Origin of the sequence: Tychonema sp. LEGE 07196, from assembly GCF_963890365.1 — a bacterium.
Lineage (GTDB): Bacteria > Cyanobacteriota > Cyanobacteriia > Cyanobacteriales > Microcoleaceae > Microcoleus.
The window spans coordinates 1-20,312 of the sequence record NZ_CAWPRX010000182.1 but is presented as its reverse complement, the minus strand read 5'-3'; the positions used below and the strand labels follow the sequence as shown (position 1 = coordinate 20,312).

Annotated in this window: 12 protein-coding genes and 1 pseudogene; 4 read left to right on the top strand and 9 right to left on the bottom strand. The window is 47.1% G+C overall.

Annotated features, from left to right (window positions below; translation table 11 throughout):
- Positions 1 to 2 precede the first annotated feature (2 nt).
- A complete protein-coding gene (locus tag AACV78_RS21520; protein WP_194010760.1) occupies positions 3 to 1,337 on the top strand; it encodes a hypothetical protein in 1,335 nt (444 codons plus the stop codon).
- A 164-nt stretch (positions 1,338 to 1,501) separates the two neighbouring features.
- Here the strand turns inward: AACV78_RS21520 and AACV78_RS21515 are convergent, their stop codons facing one another.
- On the bottom strand, positions 1,502 to 2,833 hold the full coding sequence (locus tag AACV78_RS21515) for a hemolysin family protein (protein ID WP_194010761.1): 1,332 nt from the start codon (positions 2,831 to 2,833) through the stop codon (positions 1,502 to 1,504).
- A gap of 438 nt (positions 2,834 to 3,271) precedes the next feature.
- Between AACV78_RS21515 and mfd the strand changes: the two genes are divergently transcribed.
- Complete coding sequence (gene mfd / locus AACV78_RS21510) at positions 3,272 to 6,844, top strand: transcription-repair coupling factor (protein WP_194074332.1); 3,573 nt, start codon at positions 3,272 to 3,274, stop codon at positions 6,842 to 6,844.
- 200 nt (positions 6,845 to 7,044) lie between these two features.
- Positions 7,045 to 7,698, top strand: a complete 654-nt coding sequence (locus AACV78_RS21505) for an S-layer homology domain-containing protein (RefSeq protein ID WP_339383754.1) — start codon at positions 7,045 to 7,047, stop codon at positions 7,696 to 7,698.
- A gap of 495 nt (positions 7,699 to 8,193) precedes the next feature.
- Here AACV78_RS21505 and AACV78_RS21500 read toward each other — a convergent pair whose 3' ends face one another.
- Positions 8,194 to 8,910: a biliverdin-producing heme oxygenase gene (locus AACV78_RS21500; protein WP_194012505.1), complete on the bottom strand. Its 717-nt coding sequence runs from the start codon at positions 8,908 to 8,910 to the stop codon at positions 8,194 to 8,196.
- Between the two features lie 283 nt (positions 8,911 to 9,193).
- Positions 9,194 to 12,439, bottom strand: coding sequence for a DNA topoisomerase (ATP-hydrolyzing) subunit B (gene gyrB, locus AACV78_RS21495; RefSeq protein WP_194012506.1), 3,246 nt, complete (start codon positions 12,437 to 12,439; stop codon positions 9,194 to 9,196).
- 286 nt (positions 12,440 to 12,725) lie between these two features.
- Between gyrB and miaA the strand changes: the two genes are divergently transcribed.
- Positions 12,726 to 13,649 carry a tRNA (adenosine(37)-N6)-dimethylallyltransferase MiaA gene (miaA, locus tag AACV78_RS21490; RefSeq protein WP_194012507.1) on the top strand — a complete coding sequence of 308 codons (924 nt, stop codon included), beginning with the start codon at positions 12,726 to 12,728 and terminating at the stop codon, positions 13,647 to 13,649.
- Between the two features lie 378 nt (positions 13,650 to 14,027).
- Here miaA and AACV78_RS21485 read toward each other — a convergent pair whose 3' ends face one another.
- The 6 genes and pseudogenes from AACV78_RS21485 to AACV78_RS21460 form a co-directional block, all read right to left on the bottom strand.
- On the bottom strand, positions 14,028 to 14,723 hold the full coding sequence (locus AACV78_RS21485; protein ID WP_194012508.1) for a CsgG/HfaB family protein: 696 nt from the start codon (positions 14,721 to 14,723) through the stop codon (positions 14,028 to 14,030).
- Between the two features lie 194 nt (positions 14,724 to 14,917).
- Entirely contained in the window at positions 14,918 to 15,292 is a 375-nt protein-coding gene (locus AACV78_RS21480; protein WP_194012509.1) for a DUF1823 family protein, read from the bottom strand.
- A 129-nt stretch (positions 15,293 to 15,421) separates the two neighbouring features.
- Positions 15,422 to 16,453, bottom strand: coding sequence for a type I glyceraldehyde-3-phosphate dehydrogenase (gene gap / locus AACV78_RS21475; protein ID WP_194012510.1), 1,032 nt, complete (start codon positions 16,451 to 16,453; stop codon positions 15,422 to 15,424).
- A 340-nt stretch (positions 16,454 to 16,793) separates the two neighbouring features.
- Positions 16,794 to 17,714 carry an NAD(+) kinase gene (locus tag AACV78_RS21470; RefSeq protein WP_194012511.1) on the bottom strand — a complete coding sequence of 307 codons (921 nt, stop codon included), beginning with the start codon at positions 17,712 to 17,714 and terminating at the stop codon, positions 16,794 to 16,796.
- 288 nt (positions 17,715 to 18,002) lie between these two features.
- Entirely contained in the window at positions 18,003 to 19,541 is a 1,539-nt protein-coding gene (locus tag AACV78_RS21465) for a hypothetical protein (protein ID WP_194074331.1), read from the bottom strand.
- Positions 19,542 to 19,616: 75 nt separating this feature from the next.
- A pseudogene (locus AACV78_RS21460) lies at positions 19,617 to 20,210 on the bottom strand (cobaltochelatase subunit CobN); the annotation flags it as partial.
- Between the last annotated feature and the right edge of the window lie 102 nt (positions 20,211 to 20,312).

Genomic DNA, 20,312 nt, shown 5'->3' with positions numbered 1-20,312 from the left:
TTATGAAAGATTTTAAGTCGATTAAAAAAATCCCAGAAATTCTCAAAATTGCTGCGATTAACTTAGCGTTTTTACTTGTTTTCCTGGAACTCGGTTCGCTGGGATGGTATTTTATCAAGCACAAGCAATTTTTCTATACTAGATCGAATGTGCAAGATAAGTCGGCTTTAGGAATAAATTTGGAAGGAGTGCGGCTGAATCAGTCTATTATAGTCAGGCTGCATCCTTTTTTTGGATTTATCGAAAAACCGGGCCCCGATTTTCGCCCCGGTTTTAAAGTTAACAATTACGGGTTTATGTCTCCCTACGATTATCCGTTCAAAAAAACCAAGCCAAATCAATTTATCATTGGAGTTTTTGGCGGTTCTGTGGCTTCTAATTATGGAATATTTGAAGTTCAAAATAAAATTTTACCTCAATACCTCAAGAAACTTCCCGGTTTAAAGGATAAAGAATTTGTAATTTTGTCTTTTGCTACTGGAGGCTACAAACAGCCGCAACAGTTATTGATTTTAAACTATTTTTTGTCTTTAGGTCAAGAATTAGATATGGTTGTGAATATAGATGGATTTAATGAAGTAGCACTTTCTAATCTCAACAATAAAAATAAAATCGATCTGGCGATGCCAAGTATCCAACACCTTATGCCACTGACTCAGTTAGCGAATAATAGTCTTTCTATAAAAGCTATGAAAACAACTCTGAGAATCCAAGAAACTAAAACTAAGATTAATCAAGGGTTGGAAAGTTTGGAACACTGTTCTTTGGCTGCGTGCGATGCTTTGATTTCTGTTTACGTTCAAAATTTAGTCAACAATTATCGCAAAGATACGATCGCCTTTGAGAAGGAACGGACTAAACCCCAAAAAGATGACGGCGGTAGCGTTATTTATATGAATACTAATAAGTCTGTTTTAGAGGATTCAGTAGCTTTTGAACAAATTGCATCGCAGTGGGCAAAAAGTTCAATTTTTATGCACAAAGTTCTGTCTGCTAGCAATGTGCCGTATTTTCAGGTTCTCCAGCCCAATCAATATTATCAGACGAAAAGGGTGTTTGGTGAAGCTGAAAAGCAGATTGCTTTTAACAAGGATACTCCTTATGCTAAGGCTGTGGAAATTGGCTATCCGGTTCTTTTGAGTAAGTTTCCTAATTTACAAAAAAATAATATCACTATTTTCAATGGGGTCAAGGTGTTCGACAAGACTAAAGATGTTGTTTATGTAGATAGCTGCTGTCATTACAATCAAGCTGGACAGGCGATATTTAGCAATTATGTGGGCCGTTCTATTCTGGAATCTTTGCAGAAGAATGAGGCTAGGAGTAAGAAGAAGTAGGTTGACCAAATTATATCAAATCCGGCTTACATAGATAGCCCGATAATTTACATTATGTATCGCAAAATAACCATGATAAGGTTTGTAGTGAGGACTTTAGTCCTCAGAAATTGATCGGGACTAAATTCCTCACTACGAACCTATTTTACCGCCGATCGCAAATTTTAGGTATTTGCTTCGGTTTTAGCCCGATCGCCTGCAGAGTCGATCGGCATTACCAATATCTTATCAACTCGGTTGCCGTCCATATCCACGACTTCGACTCGCAAACCGTTCCACTCAAAATGCTCCGCTGCTGTCGGAATCTTCCCCAAATTTGTAATCACAAAACCGCCCATTGTGTGGTAGCTCCCCCTATTTTCTGACGATATTTCATCAATTCCAAACAATTCAAAGAAATCTTCGACCGGCAGCATTCCGTCTAACAGCCAAGAACCGTCCTCGCGCTGAACTGCTTGGGGTTCGTCGGCATCTTCTATTGAAGGAAAGTCACCAACGAGTTCGACTAAAATGTCGTTAACTGTCACCAATCCTTGAATGACTCCGTATTCGTCAACCACCAAGGCAATTTGATTGCTAGATTGCTTAAAAAGCTCCAATACTTTTAAACCGCGCGTGCTTTCAGGTACAAATAAAGGCCTGCGTAAAGAAGCACTTAAATCGAGGGGTTGACCTGTCAAAGTGCGAGACAGCATATCGGTAACGTGTACTAAACCGACAACATTATCGAGTCCGCCCTGGCAAACAGGAAACCGAGAATGACCGCTGCCGAGCATTTTTTGGCGGTTTTCTTCTACTGAGTCGTCGAGGTCGAGCCAAGTAAGATCCGGTCGCGGAGTCATTAAGGCGCTGACTCGCCGATCGCCCAAACGAAAGACTCTTTCTACCATGTCTTGTTCGGCTTCTTCAAAAGTTCCGGCCTCGGTACCTTGCTCTATTAAAACTTTAATTTCTTCCTCTGTAACTTGCGGTTCTGTTGAAGGCACAATCCCCATAATCCGCAGGATTAAGTCAGTGGAATAACTTAAAACATAAACGGCGGGAGCGCCAATTTTGGACAGCATTCGCATCGGAATAGCGACACTGGAGGCGATCGGCTCAGGGTTGTTGAGGGCGAGGCGCTTCGGCACGAGTTCGCCAATAATTATGGTGAGATAAGTTATGGTTAAAATTGCGATGACTGAGGCGATCGCCCCTGAGTAGGGTTCCAAAGCCGGAATCAAGCGCAACAGAGGTTCTACTCTTTTAGAAATCGTCGTTTCTCCGAAAGCGCCGGACAGGATAGCCAGCAGCGTAATCCCGATTTGAACAGTCGGCAAGAACTGATTGGGGGCATTAGCCAGATCCAGCGCTACACGGGCATTGAGCGAACCCTGGTTTGCCATCTGTTGCAGTCTCACCTTCCGTACTGAGATGATGGCCATCTCTGACATCACAAACACGCCATTGAGGAAAACCAGCAGGAGAACAATCAGAAGGTCGGTACTTGGGGACATTTCTCAAATTATCGGTGGTAAAGGCGAAGCACACTGGCGAGTTAGTCGATTTTAGATTTTAGATTTTAGATTTTAGATTGACTCCGCAGCCAGTATCTGGGGGATTTCCCTAATGTCTAAAATTTTTCGATCTTTACAACTTGAGTCGGGGGCTTGTATCCGTCTTTGGGTGCAGTCACAGGAGAGGTCTGGAAGCGGTCAATCTCGATCGCAAAATCGAAATTTTTTCTAAACCTGGCCCTATATTAACGGAACTGGCTCGATCGCGATCGCAAGTTCGAGATTTTTATAGAAAGCCTCTAGCAGAAATCTACCTGTAGTTGAGTGGCACTGCCAACAGCCGATCGCCACAATGATAGATGTTTGTCGTACAATCGAACTTACTTAGCAGGCCGCGGGGAAGAGCCTTCGCCCATCGGGGATTAAAATTAACAGCCAATGACTTTCTCTTCAATAATTCGTACTTTGGGGCGATCGCCCCTAGCAACAGAACTTCTCAACAAGCTCAAACGGGATCACTGCTTGCAACTGGCAGGTCTAGCCCGCTTACCTAAAGGTTTGGTAGCTTCCGCCCTCGCCCAGGAAGAAGAGCGAAACCTATTAGTCGTGACAGCAACTCTGGAAGAAGCAGGGCGCTGGGTGGCCTCTCTAGAAGCGATGGGCTGGCAAACCGTACATTTTTACCCGACTTCCGAAGCTTCGCCCTACGAGCTATCCTACTCCGACGAGAACGAAATGACCTGGGGACAAATGCAGGTGCTGGCGGATTTGGTGGACAAGCAAGAAAAAACCGCCAATCAGTCGAAGCCGATCGCCATTGTCGCCACAGAAAGATCCCTGCAGCCTCATTTGCCACCTCGAAGTGCTTTTGAGCCTTACTGTCTGACGCTGAAGCGAGGCGAAGTTCAAGACTCCAAGATACTTGACCGCCAACTGGCGTCGATGGGATACGATCGCGTGAATTTGGTAGAAACTGAGGGCCAGTGGAGCCGCCGGGGCGATATTGTCGATGTGTTTCCGGTGGCGGCGGAGTTGCCGGTGCGGCTCGAATGGTTCGGGGATAATTTGGAACAAATACGCGAGTTCGATCCGTCTTCGCAGCGATCGCTCGATAAGGTCGATCGATTAGTTTTAACTCCTACTAATTTTAACACAATTATTAAAGCAGTTTTAGTCGAAACCGGGAATTTAAAAACGAACCGCGAAGACGCGAAGGGCGCTAAGGAAGAGAAAGAGGAAGGGGAAGATAAGGTTATTAGGCGGTTGTTGGGTTTGGCCTTCGAGAAACCCGCATCTTTGTTGGATTATTTGCCGGAAAATACTTTAGTTGTGGTTGACGAACCTGCCGGGTGCGAAGCTCACAGCGACCGCTGGTTCGAGAACGCACAGGAACAGTGGGAAAGTTGCAACCGGGAATCAGAAGCAGTAAGTGATGAAACGGAAAGATTGCCAATTGCTAGTTTGAAAGTTCCCAAAATTCACCGCAGTTTTGCTGAATTGATGGCGGATGTAGCTGTTTTTTACAGGTTAGAAGTTTCTGAATTGGCAGAAGATTCTGCTACTCGAAAAATTAAAATTTCTGCAGGGGGCGAGCAGCTATCGCCTCCGATTAATTTGGCCAGCAGGCCTGTGCCGGTGATGCCTCACCAATTTGCTAAACTCTCTCAAATGCTCCGGGAAGAGCGCGATCGGGGTTTTACGGTGTTTATGGTTTCGGCTCAACCGAGCCGCTCTGTTGCTCTGCTGTCGGAACACGACTGTCCGGCTCAGTTTGTGGTGAATCCGCGCGACTTTTTGGCGATCGACAAATTGCAGTTGCAGCACGTTCCCGTAGCTTTGAAATACAACGGGCTGGCTGAATTGGAAGGGTTTATCCTGCCGACTTTTCGGATTGTTTTAATTACCGATCGCGAATTCTACGGCCAGCATTCTTTGGCAACTTTTAGCTATGTCCGCAAACGCCGCCGCGCTGCTTCTAAAAAGGTTGACCCGCACAAGCTGAGTCCGGGGGATTTTGTGGTGCACCGCCAGCACGGAGTTGGCAAGTTTCTCAAGTTGGAACGCTTGACGATCGATCGCGAAACTCGCGAATATTTGGTGCTGCAATACGCTGACGGTACTCTCAGAGTCGCGGCGGATCAATTGGGCGCGCTGTCGAGATTTCGGACTGTCGGCGAGAAAGCGCCGGAACTCAACAAGCTGACAGGTCAAACTTGGGAAAAAACTAAGACAAAAGTTCGCAAAGCTGTTAAGAAATTGGCAGTGGATTTGCTGAATCTTTACGCTAAAAGAGCTAAACAACAAGGTTATGCTTTTCCTCCCGATATGCCTTGGCAGCAAGAGTTGGAGGATTCTTTTCCGTACCAGCCAACGCCGGATCAGTTGAAGGCTACTTTTGATGTGAAACGTGACATGGAGGGCGATCGACCGATGGATCGTCTCGTCTGCGGCGATGTCGGTTTTGGCAAGACGGAAGTCGCTCTCAGAGCTATTTTTAAGGCGGTTACAGCGGGCAAGCAGGTGGCCATGCTTGCGCCGACGACAATTTTGACCCAACAGCACTATCACACCCTCTCAGAGCGTTTTTCGCCTTATCCGATCCAAGTTGGTTTGCTCAATCGCTTTCGCACAGAAACCGAGCGCCGGGAGATTCACAAGCGCTTGGCCACTGGGGAGTTAGACGTGATTGTCGGCACTCAAGCTGTTTTGAGCAAGGCGATTAAATTTCGCGATTTGGGCCTGTTGGTGGTGGACGAAGAACAGCGGTTTGGGGTGAAGCAAAAGGAAGCGATTAAAGCCCTCAAAACAGAAGTTGATGTGCTGACTCTGACTGCGACTCCGATTCCCCGGACTTTGTATATGTCGCTGTCGGGGATTCGGGAGATGAGTTTGATTGCGACTCCGCCGCCAAGCCGCCGCCCGATTCAAACTCATTTAGCGCCCTACGATTTGGAAGTTGTGCGGACTGCTATTCGTCAAGAGTTGGACAGGGGCGGTCAGGTTTTTTATGTCGTGCCCCGGATTGAGGGGATTGATGAGTTGGCGGATACGTTGCAAACAATGGTTCCGGGGGCGAGAATTGCGATCGCCCACGGTCAAATGGATGCTTCGGAACTAGAATCTATCATGCTGACTTTTAGTGCCGCTCAGTTCGATATTTTGGTGTGTACGACGATTATTGAGTCTGGTTTGGATATTCCCCGCGTCAATACTATTTTGATTGAAGACGCGCAGCGGTTTGGTTTGGGTCAGCTTTACCAGTTGCGGGGACGGGTGGGGCGCGCCGGGATTCAAGCTCACGCTTGGCTGTTTTATCCGAAGCAGAATAAGCTTTCGGATGCTGCAAGGCAGAGGTTGCGCGCTATTCAAGAGTTCGCGCAGTTGGGTTCTGGCTATCAGTTGGCTGTCCGAGATATGGAAATTCGGGGCTCTGGTGATGTTTTGGGTACGGAACAGTCCGGTCAAATGGAGGCGATCGGTTTTGATTTGTATGCTGAAATGTTAGAGGAGGCCATTCGCGAAATTAAAGGTCAGGAAATTCCGAAGGTTGAGGATACACAAATCGACCTGAGTTTGACGGCGTTTATTCCTGCTGATTATATTGGGGATTTGGATCAAAAGATGAGCGCTTACCGCTCTGTGGCTTCTGCTAATACTCCAGCAGATTTGCAGCAAATTCGGGCCGATTGGTGCGATCGTTACGGGCCTATTCCTCTGCCGGCCCAGCAACTGATCCGCATTGTCGAACTCAAACAAATCGCCAAGCAAATCGGTTTTTCTCGGATTAAACCTGAGAACAAGCTGCACATTGTTTTGGAAACGCCGATGGAGGAGCCTGCTTGGAATTTGCTCCAGGCTAATTTGCCGGAACATTTGCGCTCTCGTTTTGTCTACAGCAAGGGGAAGGTTACTATTCGAGGTATGGCGGTTTTGACTGCCCAAAAGCAGTTGGATAATTTGATTGATTGGTTGGGTAAAATGCAGGGCGCTTTGCCGGAAGCAATTTTTTGATTTTTAAGTTGTGTTAAGCGAACACTTGAATTTTCTCTCTGCCCTCTTTTGTCTTAATTCGGCTACGCTACTTCGACCGTGTCGTACAAGTCAGTACGAGTTAGGACGAATCTTCCCTGCATCCATTAAATCCGTGGAGCGAGTCTGTTGTCGAACTTCCTTCAGTCGTAGCACAAAGGATTAAAATAGTGAAAACGTTAGTGTGTGTTTTTTTTGCGATCGCGCTAGCGCAAGGAGTGCCAACGGTGGTTCAAGCTCAACAAATTATTGACCCGATCGATCGGGTTGTTAGTGCTGGATTGATGAATAAAGATCCTAGCGGTAATTTTAATGCTGATAGCCTTGTCAGCCGCGCTGATTTGGCGGTTATTTTAGTAAAAACTTTTGGTTTGGAACGACGGAAAACAGCTCAGAAACCAGATATGGAATTGCCGGACGTAGCTAAGAGTTACTGGGCTTACAGTGCGATTCAAACTGCTTTGAAAACGGGAACAATGAGCGGATATCGCGACGGAATGTTTTTTCCTAATCAAAGGGTGACTCGTGCTGAGGCTTTAGCAATTTTTGCTCAAGCCTACGGTGTTTTTCAGTTTCCCGACGCGACTGTTGGCGAGATTTTAACTAAGTATCCAGATGCAGGGGAAATCCCTAGTTGGGCTAGAAAGTCTATGGCTACTGCACTTTATGAAGGGTTTGTGAATGTTGATATTGGAACTAATAAAATTAATCCTTTGAAGCCGATGACTCGCGGGGATATCGCTTACGCTTTGAGCAAGTATTTGGAGCGACAGGTAAGGCCGACTTCTTTACCAGTCCGTGACGAGGGGCCTCCGAATCGCGGTATGGGAAGGTAATATTTGTTCTGTATTGAAATTTAATTTTTGGGGATGCCAAAATGCCCGCGCCATCCCAGAGAAGTCCTAGGGTGCGATCGATTACCAAAACAAAAACCGATCGGGCGTGCGGAATGCGAGTCCGCCAAAAGGAGTGGACTCGCATTCCGCACGCGCGAACTCATCTTACTGCAGCTAATCTTTCTTTCCTCTGCAAAAACTCGTGATATCAAATCCGGTAGCATCCCAATTATAAAATCGAGTCAGATCAAATCCGCGCTTCATAGTTCTGTATTCATCTCTCTCTTGTCTTCCTCTGTGTTCTCTTCGCCCTAGCGCCGGTTAAATCACCTGACGATGCTACCGGAAACGATATGAAGCGTAACTATCCTGTAGGAAATCACCCGCAATGCAAAATCCTGGAGCTTTGGTGACTGTGAAACGAGCCATCAAACCCCCAGGATTTAAATTTTTCCTCTTAAACGAGGTTCAAAATTATCGTCTGCAGACCTTAACTTACTCAGCAGTAGCCAATTCGGTATTGCCGCCGCCACGCTTCCGCGTTAGGGTATTGAACAGCATCTGACCGACTGCTTTAATCAAATTGCCTTCTAATTCCATAAACATTTTCATGTTCATGCCAAAAGCTGCATTAGCTTCATCAACAATTCGCTCTGCTGTAGCTTCGTCAATAGGCAGTTCATTCATTGCCTGACGGTAGTTATTCTTAAACTCTTTTTCATCAGGAATATCCTGGAATTCATAGAAAGCAGTGCCTTCTCCCTCAGTAAGATTCATCCCGCGCTGAGCAATTCCCTTGAGGATTTGTCCGCCGGACAAGTCGCCCAGGTAGCGAGTGTAAGAATGAGCTACTAACAGTTCTGGTGCGGTAGCCGAAATCTCCTGAATCCGCTTCACATAAGCTTTAGCTGCGGCTGACGGAGCTACTTGTTCGCGCCAATTGGCGCCGTAGTAGTAGAACAAATCTTGCTCTAAGCTTTGTTTGCGATTCAACTCAGAAAAGTAAATTTTTGAAATAACCGGATGGTGCTTTTGGCGTTCCATTTCCTCTTCGATTGCCGAGTAGACAAAGTAGAGGTTTCCTACTAACTTCCGGTAAGAAGTTTTTTCTACAACGCCTTTTAAAAAACACTTGACAAAACCAACGTTTTCTGCCATAGTGTGGGACTTTTTGGTTCCCTCACGCAATTTGGTCGCTAAATTGATGCTCATGCTATATTGTCCAACCTTCTATTTTTGTGGTAGCTGATGGATGGGTCAAAAATCTAAAAATTACCTAAGTATTTACCTTATATCGATTTGATGAGAGCTTGTATTAATTTTTATAACAAAAGTTGCAGTGGGCGGTAGTCATTAGTCATCAGTCATCAGCCAGTAACTAATGACTAATGACTCATCTTGGCCAGCAAACAAATGTCAAATGTCAAATGTCAACCGCCAACTGCTAACAGCCAGCAAACAAATGCCAACTGCTAACTGCCAACTGTCAACTAATTTAGATGTCCAAGTCGAGCATATTGAGTTTGGGGCCGTAGGTTTCGATAAATTCGCGGCGGGGGGCGACTCGATCGCCCATTAAAATGGTAAAGATGCGATCGGCCTCAGCAGCGTCTTCAATCTCCACCCGTTTCAGCGTCCGAGTTTCCGGGTTCATCGTGGTATCCCACAACTGTGTCGGCATCATTTCGCCCAAACCTTTGAACCGCTGGACGGTGTAGTTAGCATTCGCCGGAAATTCATTGCGGACGAGATTGTTCATTTCGCGATCGCTGTAACAGTAGTAATGATTCCGGCCGCGTTCTACTTTGTAGAGAGGAGGACAAGCAATGTAGATGTAACCTTGTTCTACAAGTGCCCGCTGGTAGCGGTAGAAGAAAGTCAACAACAGCGTGCGGATGTGTGCTCCATCTACGTCAGCGTCAGTCATAATTACGATGTGGTGATACCGCAATTGACCGGGATCGAATTCTTCGCCTTTGATGCCCAAACCCAGGGCGGTAATTAACGATTGAATTTCGTTATTTTTGTAGATTTTGGCATCGTCGGTTTTCTCAATGTTGAGAATTTTACCGCGCAAAGGCAGGATTGCTTGGAATTGGCGATCGCGCCCTTGTTTCGCACTGTTATGGACAAAAACTCCCGCAGCTAATGCAAAGTTGTGACTGTTAGGCACTTCGATGTCGTAAACATCGTACCGTTCCTCCAAATGTTCGATCGACACAACGCGGTGGTTGTAATTGCGAACAGCTTGGCGAGCCAGCAATTGATCTCCGCCAAAGTAGCGATCGCAAAAAGTTTGGTACTTCAACAAACACTTATCCTTTTTCGTCCGGCGGCAAGCATCGTAATAATCTACATTAATACAGCCTTTTTGCAACTCCACATACTTCAACATTTCCAGAGTTTTCCGGTAGTAAGTTTCGTTCAAAGCAGCTTTGCGTTGGCGGCGAAACTCCGGCGTCCACTGTTCCTTAGTTTTTTCGCGCCGCCAGTCCAACAAATTCTCATCTTGCCATTGTTCTTTAGCAAGTTGAGAATGAGTCTCCCGCGCTTCAGGATTGTTAGCAAAATGATTGCGAACCCGTTCCGACTGAGCCAAACGGTTTTCTTCGGAGCTCCAATACTCTTGCTGCGCTTGGTTGAGCAGTTCATTATTTTGCTCGCGATAAGCTTCATTAGTGTCGTAAAACTCACGCCACTTGCTCGTCATGTAAGCTTTGTACTCTTCATCTTCCCACTGAGCTTTTGCCTGTTCAGACAGAATTTGTCTGGTTTCAGGATGCTGCATGCGCTCTTTCATCATCGCCCGAAATTCATCAGTCATGTGAGCTTGACGGCTCTTTTCAATGACATCCGGCCTGTGCAATGTTTTCTCAAGATTGGCGCGGTGTAAAGCCAAGTGTTCCTGAGCAGGTAGCCGCTGAATATTGGTCGGATTGTTGTTGAGTTTGTTGAAGTCAACGTGGTGGCGGTGATTGCCGTCAGATGCTTGATACACCTCATGTTTCAGGTTGTAGAAATCCGATAACAGATGACTGTAAATCCACTTGTCACTGTTGGGATTCCAAACCATTTCGTAACCGTTAAGCCCCTGCCCATTTGGCTTCTTTTTAGACAACTGGCGGTTGAGAGGCATTAACGAATCGTCCGGTGTCAGCAGTGCTGCTGCTTTGTAAGTGCCATCCCGCAACATGAACCGATGATCTGGAGTACAAGTGATTGTCTCGCCATTGTCTAATGTCAGTTTGACAACTTCAGCATTTGCTTTAGTCATGCGAGCGTTAGTTATCCGCTCAAACCCTATGTTTCCACTTTCGCGAATGGTGTAGCAAAAGTGTTCTTTACCTTCTGCTTGTTCGTCAACTATCTCTTTGATAGTTTTTGTAGTGCCGTCAGCTAATATTATTTCTTGAGATGAAAAAAAACAGCCCCCAGCACTATCCCCTTCAACTAGGTATATCTCAGACAGGGCGGGGTCTCTGGAGCTACAGTCCGCTAATTTTCCGGGCAAAGGAGACGATTCTAAGACGGATTTGCGGCGCACTAAGTCGCGGGCGCGGCGGGCAGCTTCAGCAGCTTTAAATGCCTGAATTGCTTTTTCCAAAATAGCGTCGGCTACTTGGGGGCGAAATTCCAAATATTCGGTCAATACTTCGCCTACCAAGGAATCGACAATTCCCCGGACTTCGGTATTTCCCAACTTGGTTTTTGTTTGGCCTTCAAATTCTGGATCGGGGACTTTGACCGAAATTACTGCTGTCAAACCTTCGCGGACGTTTTCACCGGCGAGGTTGGGTTCGTTTTCTTTGATTTTGTTGCGCTTGCGGGCGATCGAATTCATCGTCCGCGTCAAAACGGCTTTCAAACCTTCTAAGTGCGTACCGCCGTCGATCGTCCGAATGTTGTTAGCAAAACCCAGAACGTTGTCGCTAAAAGCATCGACGCACCACTGCAAAGACACTTCTACCTGCACGTTGTTGCGTTCTCCTTGCACGTAGATCACCTCTTCGTGCAGGGGTTGCTTGTCGCGGTTCATGTAGGCGATGTATTCCTTGATGCCGCCTTCGTAACAATAGGTTTCGACGCGCGGTTCGCTACTTTTGAGCAATTCCAAACGGCGATCGCTAAACGTAATTCTCACGCCCGCATTTAAATAAGCCAATTCTCGCAAGCGTCCAGAAACCGTAGCGTAATCGAACTCAATGCCAGTGCTGAATATCTGAGTGTCTGGCAGGAAACAAACTGAAGTACCGGTGCGATTTCCTTTGCTGGGCTTTGCCTCAAGTTCGCTGACTGGAAAGCCTCTTTCGTAGCGCTGCAAATGTTCTTTTTGGTCGCGCCAAACTGTAACCTTTACCCACTCCGAAAGCGCGTTTACAACCGAAATACCTACACCGTGCAATCCTCCAGAAACCTTGTAACCGCCGCCGCCAAATTTACCGCCGGCGTGCAGTACAGTCATTACTGTTTCTATTCCCGATTTGCCAGTCTTGGCAACGATGCCGGTGGGAATACCGCGGCCGTCATCTGTGACACTGACTGAACCGTCGGCGTTGAAGTCAACCTCGATGTGAGTGCAGTGGCCAGCCAGCGCCTCATCGATGGAATTGTCCACAACCTCGTAAACTAGATGGTGGAGTCCTCGCGGGCCGGTTGTACCGATGTACATCCCCGGTCGTTTGCGGACTGCTTCGAGACCTTCGAGAACTTGAATCTGGTCGGCGCTGTAGCTGCTGGTCATACAAAATAGCTCCAATAATGAGGTCTAAAGCCCCAAAAGCTTCTAAAATGGAAAAACTCCTAAAATTATAGCATAAAACGGTTAATGGCGATGCTAGGGCATTCTAAATGGAAATTTATTAGGGGGACGGAGGCGAATAGTTGTGAGATTGCTTCGCGACTTTCCTGGTGCAGCGCGGTAAATGAGTGGATGGAGAGAGGGGAAAGTGGAGAGGAAGAGAGTCTAGGAGAGGATTTGACGGTTTTTATAGCGAAATGAAATATGCTTTTGAAATCTGCGGCGGCTTATGTTTAGATTAATTACGATTTGTGGGGCGACTGCGACGGGGAAGTCGGGGGTGGCTTTGGCTTTGGCTTCACGACTGCGATCGGCAATTTTGAGTGCGGACTCCCGTCAAGTGTACCGCGAATTTGACATCGGGACTGCAAAACCTACAAAAACCGATCGCGATGCGGTACCGCATCACTTAATTGATATCTGCGATCCGACGGCAACTCTAACACTCGCAGACTACCAGCAGCAAACTCAAAAAATAATTGCTGATATCGATTTTCCGGTTTCTCCCCCGCTGTTATTGGTGGGAGGGACTGGTTTGTATATTAAATCGATTGTCAGGGGTTTGAAAATTCCGAGGGTTGCACCGATGCCCCAATTGCGATCGCAACTTGCGGAACTAGGACAATCTCAATGTTACGCGATCTTGCAGCAGGTCGATCGCTCTGCTGCAGAAAAAATTCACCTCAATGATTCGGTTAGAACTTTAAGAGCACTCGAAGTATTTTATGTCACCGGGCGCTCTATTTCCGAACAGCAGGGCGAAAGTCCTCCCAATTATCCTATTTTACAAATTGGGTTGGATTGTGATATCGATGTTTTGGGCGATCGCATCAAACAGCGCACCGCACAAATGTTAGAACGCGGTTGGGTGGCTGAAGTAGAATATTTGTCTAAAAAATACGGCTGCGACTTGCCTTTATTGAACACGCTGGGCTATCAGGAAATCAAACAATATTTGGCTGGCGACATTACCCTGAATCAAGCTAAGGAATTAACAATTTTGCACACGAGGCAATTTGCTAAGAGACAGCGAACTTGGTTTCGAGCGTCCCCTGAAATTGAATGGTTTGATGTTAGCGCGCCAGATTTGCTGGAACGAGTTTGGCAGAGAATGCAGGAGTTTTTAGATCGAGATTTCGGCGACTGGCTATAATCCGAAGCTGTTCGGAAAAAAACATTTCGTCACTCTCAATAGTTGAGGATGTTTTTTGGGCTGATATCGTTTCCGGTTGGATCGGAATTATTTAACCGCAGAGGGCGCAGAGAACACAGAGGAAGAGAAGAGAGAGATGAAACATCCACTTGTTGAGGCGCTGTCTGCTATTTTTCGCTGACCTACCGCGTATTCCGGGTTTCTAATCTGGTTTCTTTACAGTTAGAGAACTGTCAACTGATGGTTGTTGGAGAAACCCGGTTTCTGGGTAGTGCATCTCAATGGAATATGCTGCGAATCAATTGATACAACTTCGTCTTTCCGATCCTGGCATCTTGAGGAATGCCGATTTTTTTAACCCAACTTGGTATGATTATTTTACGGCAATTTGTTGGAGAATTCTGCCAGTTTAGTCACCATTTGGGATACGGCTTTATCAACTGCCGCGCTCAAAAGTCCGTCTTCATTGCTACTGCCGGAATTACCGCCAATACCTCGGACAGAAAAATTGGAATCGCTTTGATCGGCTTCTCCTACTGATTTAGCTGTGGCAAGAATATCCCCGGAATCTGTACCGATTAACCTTGCGTCTATTTGAACGGTAGCTTTGGTTTTTTGCGAACCGCCGCCGATTCCCATGAAACTGCCGCCGCCGGATTGTTTGTCTATATTAAACTTGGTGATGGTGCCGATTAGTACCGCGTCAACTCCTAATTGTTTGCCAATTTCGGCTGCTGTGCCGGCATCCATTGAACCTGTGCGATTTTGTTGTTTGAGCACTTGTTCGAGTTTGCTGCGATCGACTACTGTATAGGTGCCATTGTTGACGAGTTCGTTGATTAGCAGTTCGCTGATGCCTTTGGCTGCGCCGACTCCCCGGTAAGAAGTGTAATAGCTGTTGGTGGTGCCGTAGTCGAAGTCCATGACGACGAGGCGCTTTTTGGCGGTAGTTTGGGCGATTTGAGTTGGGGGTTGGGTGGTTGCCGGTGTGGCGATCGCATTGACTGAAATGCCTGCTAGCATTAGCGCAGCTAGAGAAATGCCGGTTAAGCCAGATATGGTGGTTGTTTTCATAAATTTTTCCTCGCTGTTGTTTTGTGCCGATGTTTTGTGCCGACTCTAGAATACTTCACCGAACCGGCTGATGTCAGGGTTGCGGGCGATCGAGTTGGAATGCGGGAAAGGGATTTTAGTCTTTTTTGACTGCTAAAATTCTAATTTTTTTTAATTAACCGCAGAGGATACAGAGAAACAGAGGAAGAGTTTAATCAAGGTTTCAAACCCCCAGCTTCCATAAAACCCATCAACCAATTAGCCATCGTCGCCCTGCGAGTTTGTCTCGGCCCGAATTCCCCAATTTTATAGCCCTTAAACCCCAATTTTTCCTTCAGTAACTGCTTGTTTTCTGGAGGGGTCGATCGCGTCAATTTCACCGTCGCAGGCCTAGAATCGATAAAATCGGGCGGTTCCGGGTAATCTTGACGCCATTCCGGTGCAACATTTTCATTATTCCACACCCCAGTCTCGGCATCGCAGCGGTAGCCCAGATACAGCCAAACTAAGCGGTTGACAGCAGCATCGTCCATTTCTTCGTTGAGGATAGCCCAAATAGTTTCGTGATTGAGTGGTGGTAATTCTGACATGATTAAAGTGCGATCGCAAATAACAACAATTTAACCTATAGCGGTCTACCGAAATAGTAGGTTCAGCGCGGGAAAACCTGCATTGATTAGTGCTCGCAGTCGATCGCCCCGCCGAACCACCATACAATACTACTTACTCAAAATACCGTCCTTCTCGGCCATCGACAGCATCAAATCGATCGCGCGGCAAGAATAACCCCACTCGTTGTCATACCAAGAAATGACTTTAAAAAACGTAGAATTCAGTTCAAGTCCCGCACCTGCATCAAAAATGCTCGATCGCGCGTCGCCCCGAAAATCCGTCGAAACCACCGCATCCTCAGTATATCCAAGAATGCCTTTGAGTTCGCCCTCTGAGGCTTTTTTCATAGCCTCGCAAATTTCTTTGTAGCTAGTTTCCTTACTTGTTTTAAAAGTAAGATCCACCACAGAAACGTCAGGAGTTGGGACTCGCAAAGCCATTCCCGTCAATTTTCCCTTCAATTCCGGCAACACCAAAGTAACAGCTTTCGCCGCACCAGTCGAAGATGGAATAATATTTTGAGCCGCGCCTCGTCCTCCCCGCCAATCTTTTTGGCTTGGCCCATCTACAGTAGGCTGAGTAGCAGTCATCGCGTGAACAGTAGTCATTAAACCTTCTTCCAAACCGAAGTTATCGTTAATAACTTTGGCAATTGGTGCCAAACAATTCGTAGTGCAGCTAGCATTAGAAACAACAGTATCTTTTGCCGGGTCAAATTTGTGGTGATTGACACCTACTAGATATGTTGGTACTTTTTCCGGGTCTTTAGTCGGTGCTGAAAGTATTACTCGTTTTGCTCCCGCCGTCAAGTGTTTTGATGCGCCTTCAAAATCTGTAAACAATCCCGTAGATTCTACAACATAATCTGCACCTGTTTTAGCCCAAGGCAATTCGGCTGGATTTCTAATTGACGTACAGGGGATAAATTTTCCGTCAACGATGATACCGTCTGGCTTACCTTCAACTTCGCCGTCATAAATTCCGTGGGTGGAGTCGTATTTGAAAAGATAAGCCAGATTTTCTGGCGAAACTAAGTCGTTAATGCCGACAAATTCGATGTTGGGGTTTTTGATGCCGGCACGCATGACTAGCCGTCCGATGCGACCAAATCCGTTGATGCCGACTTTTAATGCAGCCATTGTTACACTCCTCTTGAAAATATCGCTAATCGATCGCCTAGTGTGGGTTAGAATTTACCACGCTTGCCTGTTTTGATAACTGATTCTTTTCTATATCTTAAGGATTCTGACTTCGGCCTCCGTTTGGGTGCAATTCATCCTGAAATCACCGCAGGTTAAGGGCTGATTGCTGACGATCCATAATTGTAAATTTTTTATAACGATAGCAGGCGCTGATTTTTTTTCACAAGTGCGTTTTTGCAATTAAAGGAAAGTGATAACCAAAGATTTATCTCAAAGCAAAAACCGATTAGAAACGAAAATTTAATAATTCAAACATTTGCTACATTAATAATATCGATTAATTGCGGTGATTGTTGCTGTACTTAATTCTAGCTCCTGCCCATTGCAGTTTTTCCCTCAAAGTGCCGTAATAAGAATAGTTTTCCCGCAAAATGATAAACTTGGCTTCGCACTCTGCCATCCGCACATCTACGCGCTGTCCCGGCCAAATTGCAGTACCCAAAATGCCGTCTGTCCAGAGTTTTGTACTGAGTTCGTAATCTGCTAAGGGCCAAATGCTGACGACTGAACCGGGCGGCAAAACTACAGCCCGACTCGATAAGCTTAAAGGGCAAATTGGAGTAACTGCGATCGCATCCATTCCGGGATGAATAATCGGCCCGTTGGCGGAGGCGGTGTAGCAAGTTGAACCGGTGGGAGTTGCCACAATTAAGCCGTCGCCTTGGTATTGATCGACTACTTCGCCGTCAACTTCCATTTCTAGAATACAGCTCGGCATTCGATCGGCAGAAGCTGGTTTAATGCACATTTCATTGAGTGCCAAAAATCGATCGCTTTGGGGTTCGAGATTGGTTCTGTTTCCCTCAAAAATCGCCGCCTGCAACATCATCCGCTTCTGCACAGCATATCTGTCTTCCGCCAGTCTGTCCCAAATCTCGTCAGTATTCTGGAAATCATCAAAAGACTCAGTTAAAAAACCCAGATGTCCCCCCACATTCACCGCCAAAATCGGGATGCCGTCAGCAGCTAAATTCCGCGCTGCAGCCAGGGCCGTACCGTCGCCCCCCAGAACCACGGCTAAATCTATGCGGCTGTTGCTAGAAGCTAAAAACACCGGATACGGATTATCTTTCGCGCCGCTAGGGCCCATCAAAACTTGACACCCGCGACTTTCTAACTGGCGGGCGCATTGTTCTGCCCACTTCTGGGCGTGGATGTCTCGGGCTTTGTGGGCGATAATTACTTGTTTTAGTTGCACAACCTATCTATTTTAGATTTTGGATTTTGGATTTTGGATTGTGAGATTTTAGACTAGACCAGATTGCAAAACTCGCTCTCCTATTTTGAAATTATCGGCGTCGATCTGCGTCGATCTGCGGTTTTCCTATCAATCAAATATTTACGCCATAAGTCTAATTTATATTTTGCAACATTGTTCGGAATTTGGAGGCAGGGCCTCCGGATCTGCGTTACCAGGCAGAGTCTGGTAACGAGAAAACTAGAAATTCCCCAATCTAAAATCTAAAATCTAAAATCTAAAATCGCATCATCCGTCATTGATTCGGGATTTGGGGCGCGGCCAGATAATGCTGGTATCGGATGCTAGCAGGCGAGAAACGGCGATCGCCCCAAAACGGTTGAGGTGGCTTGGATCGAAAAAAAAGTCGTTGCGGCCGGGCCACCGCTGGGACAAGTCGCGGAAAGCGAAGCCTTGTTGCTGCGAGAGTTGCTGCATTCGCTGCCGGAACTGCTGTTCTGCCTGCAGTCGCGCGGGATCTAAGTAGTCGTCGGAGAGGGGTAAATTGACGAAAATTAGGGGGATTTTGCGCGTTTTGGTAAATGCTACCACTGAGTTAAAGGCTGTTGCTTGTTTTCCGCCGAGGTTGAAGTTTTCGTAGTCGCGATCGTACATACCTGAAACGTAGGGGCGTTCTTGATAATAGGTGTTGGGATTGTAGCGCGCCGATAGGGCCATGAATCCGTTGGAGTCGATCGCATTTGCGAGTGCGCTGACTTGTCTGATTGCTACTGTTGTCGGCTGCGCTGCATCATAGACAACGGGCAAGATTTCCGTTCCACCAGAGAGGAATTTGATTGTGGGGCCCGCCTCTTCCCCGCCTCCTGCCTGAGCTCTGCGGAAAATACCACCGCCGCCACCGCCACCGCCGCCACCACCACCACAGGGCTGCGGGAATTTGTAACATCGGGGAATCACGTTGGGTTCACCAGACGGGAGTTTGGGACGAATGCCCGCTGCTAAAAGTTGGCTGCCTTGTGAATCGACGATTGAATTAAAAGTGCGATCGTCCCGGCCGCTGTTAAATGCCCGCACGCCGTCGGCCCAGACAATCATTTGAGGCAAATAATCCGGCTTCAACAGCCGCCGCAGTTGAAAGTCAACTACTTGTGCAGTTGCGCCGTTGATTGCAAAATTAAATATTTTTAAGCCCGGACGCCCGGACGCCGCCAAAGCTTGTTTTAGCTGTTTGGGATCGACGCCTTGCAAGGCGCGGGAACTGCCGACAATCAAAACATCTGGCGGCCCGACAGTCGCAACGTAGGATAGGTAAAGTTCTAGTTGTTCGTTGAGCAAATCGCTGCTGAAACTAACTGTACTGGCGGCTTGCGATCGGGTTGCGCTCGCTTGCTGTTGCGAATAAACCAGGTTTTTCGTGTACTCGGTGACTTTTTTCTCGGCAAACGCCCGCCGGGGACTGCCGGGGGGAACCGCTTGCATCCAAGCGACGGCTTGCACCCACAGGGCTGCCACTTCGTCCCAGTCTTCTTTGGAATTGGCTGATTGAGCCAAATTAGAAGCTTGGGTGGCAAAGCTAATTGACTCCGCAAATGGGTCGTTTTGGGTGCAGGAAGCAGCGCTGAGGGATTTTTGGGTTTTGTTGGGGTTTCGAGCCAACACAGAGCTTGGCGGCTCTGCTAGGGCTGCCGGTTCGGTGGTGTGAGATGCCCCGGAGTTTTTGGGCGGGTTGGGCTGCGAACATCCGGCTGTTAGGGCGATCGCGGCTGCGGCGGCGCAGGTAAGTTTTAAGATGTTAGTGCTCAGGATAGCAATATAGCGGCGAATCATACAGCTTTCACCGTTGGCGAAACATTAGTAGATATTACCGCAAACAGTCAAAATTCTCTCGGTGCGATCGCGCCTTTAATTGCGTATTTCTGTATGGGATTCGATGACTGCTTCGGCTTGCAGGGCGATCGATCGCAATTTATCAAGAGTATCCCGATCGGCACTCTTCCACAACCCCCGCTGGCGAGCTTCTAACAATCTTTCCGCCATATCTCGCAGCGCCCAAGGATTGTTTTCTTGGATAAATCCCTGCACTTTTTCATCAAAAATGTAAGCCTCTGCAATTCCTTCATACATAAAATCTTCTACACAATTTGCCGTCGCATCGTAAGCAAACAAAAAATCCACCGTTGCAGCAATTTCAAAAGCACCTTTATAACCGTGGCGCATCGCCCCCTCAATCCATTTCGGATTTACCGCCCTGCTGCGATAAACCCGCGCTATTTCTTCTTTCAGTTTTCGCACTTTCGGATTTTCGGGAATCGAATTATCGCCGAAATAAGTTTCAGGATTTTTGCCTTGCAAATTGCGAATTGCCGCCGTCATTCCGCCTTGGAATTGATAATAATCGTCGGAGTCGAGGATGTCGTGTTCGCGGTTGTCTTGGTTTTGCAGAACTATTTGCATTTGGCCGAGGCGTTTTTCAAAGGCTTCGGGCGCACAACATCCCCATTCACGCCCGGTAAATTCACCCCCCCTAGCCCCCCCTTACCAAGGGGGGGCTACTTCCCATACCCTTCCAACCCCCCCTTACCAAGGGGGGGCTACTTC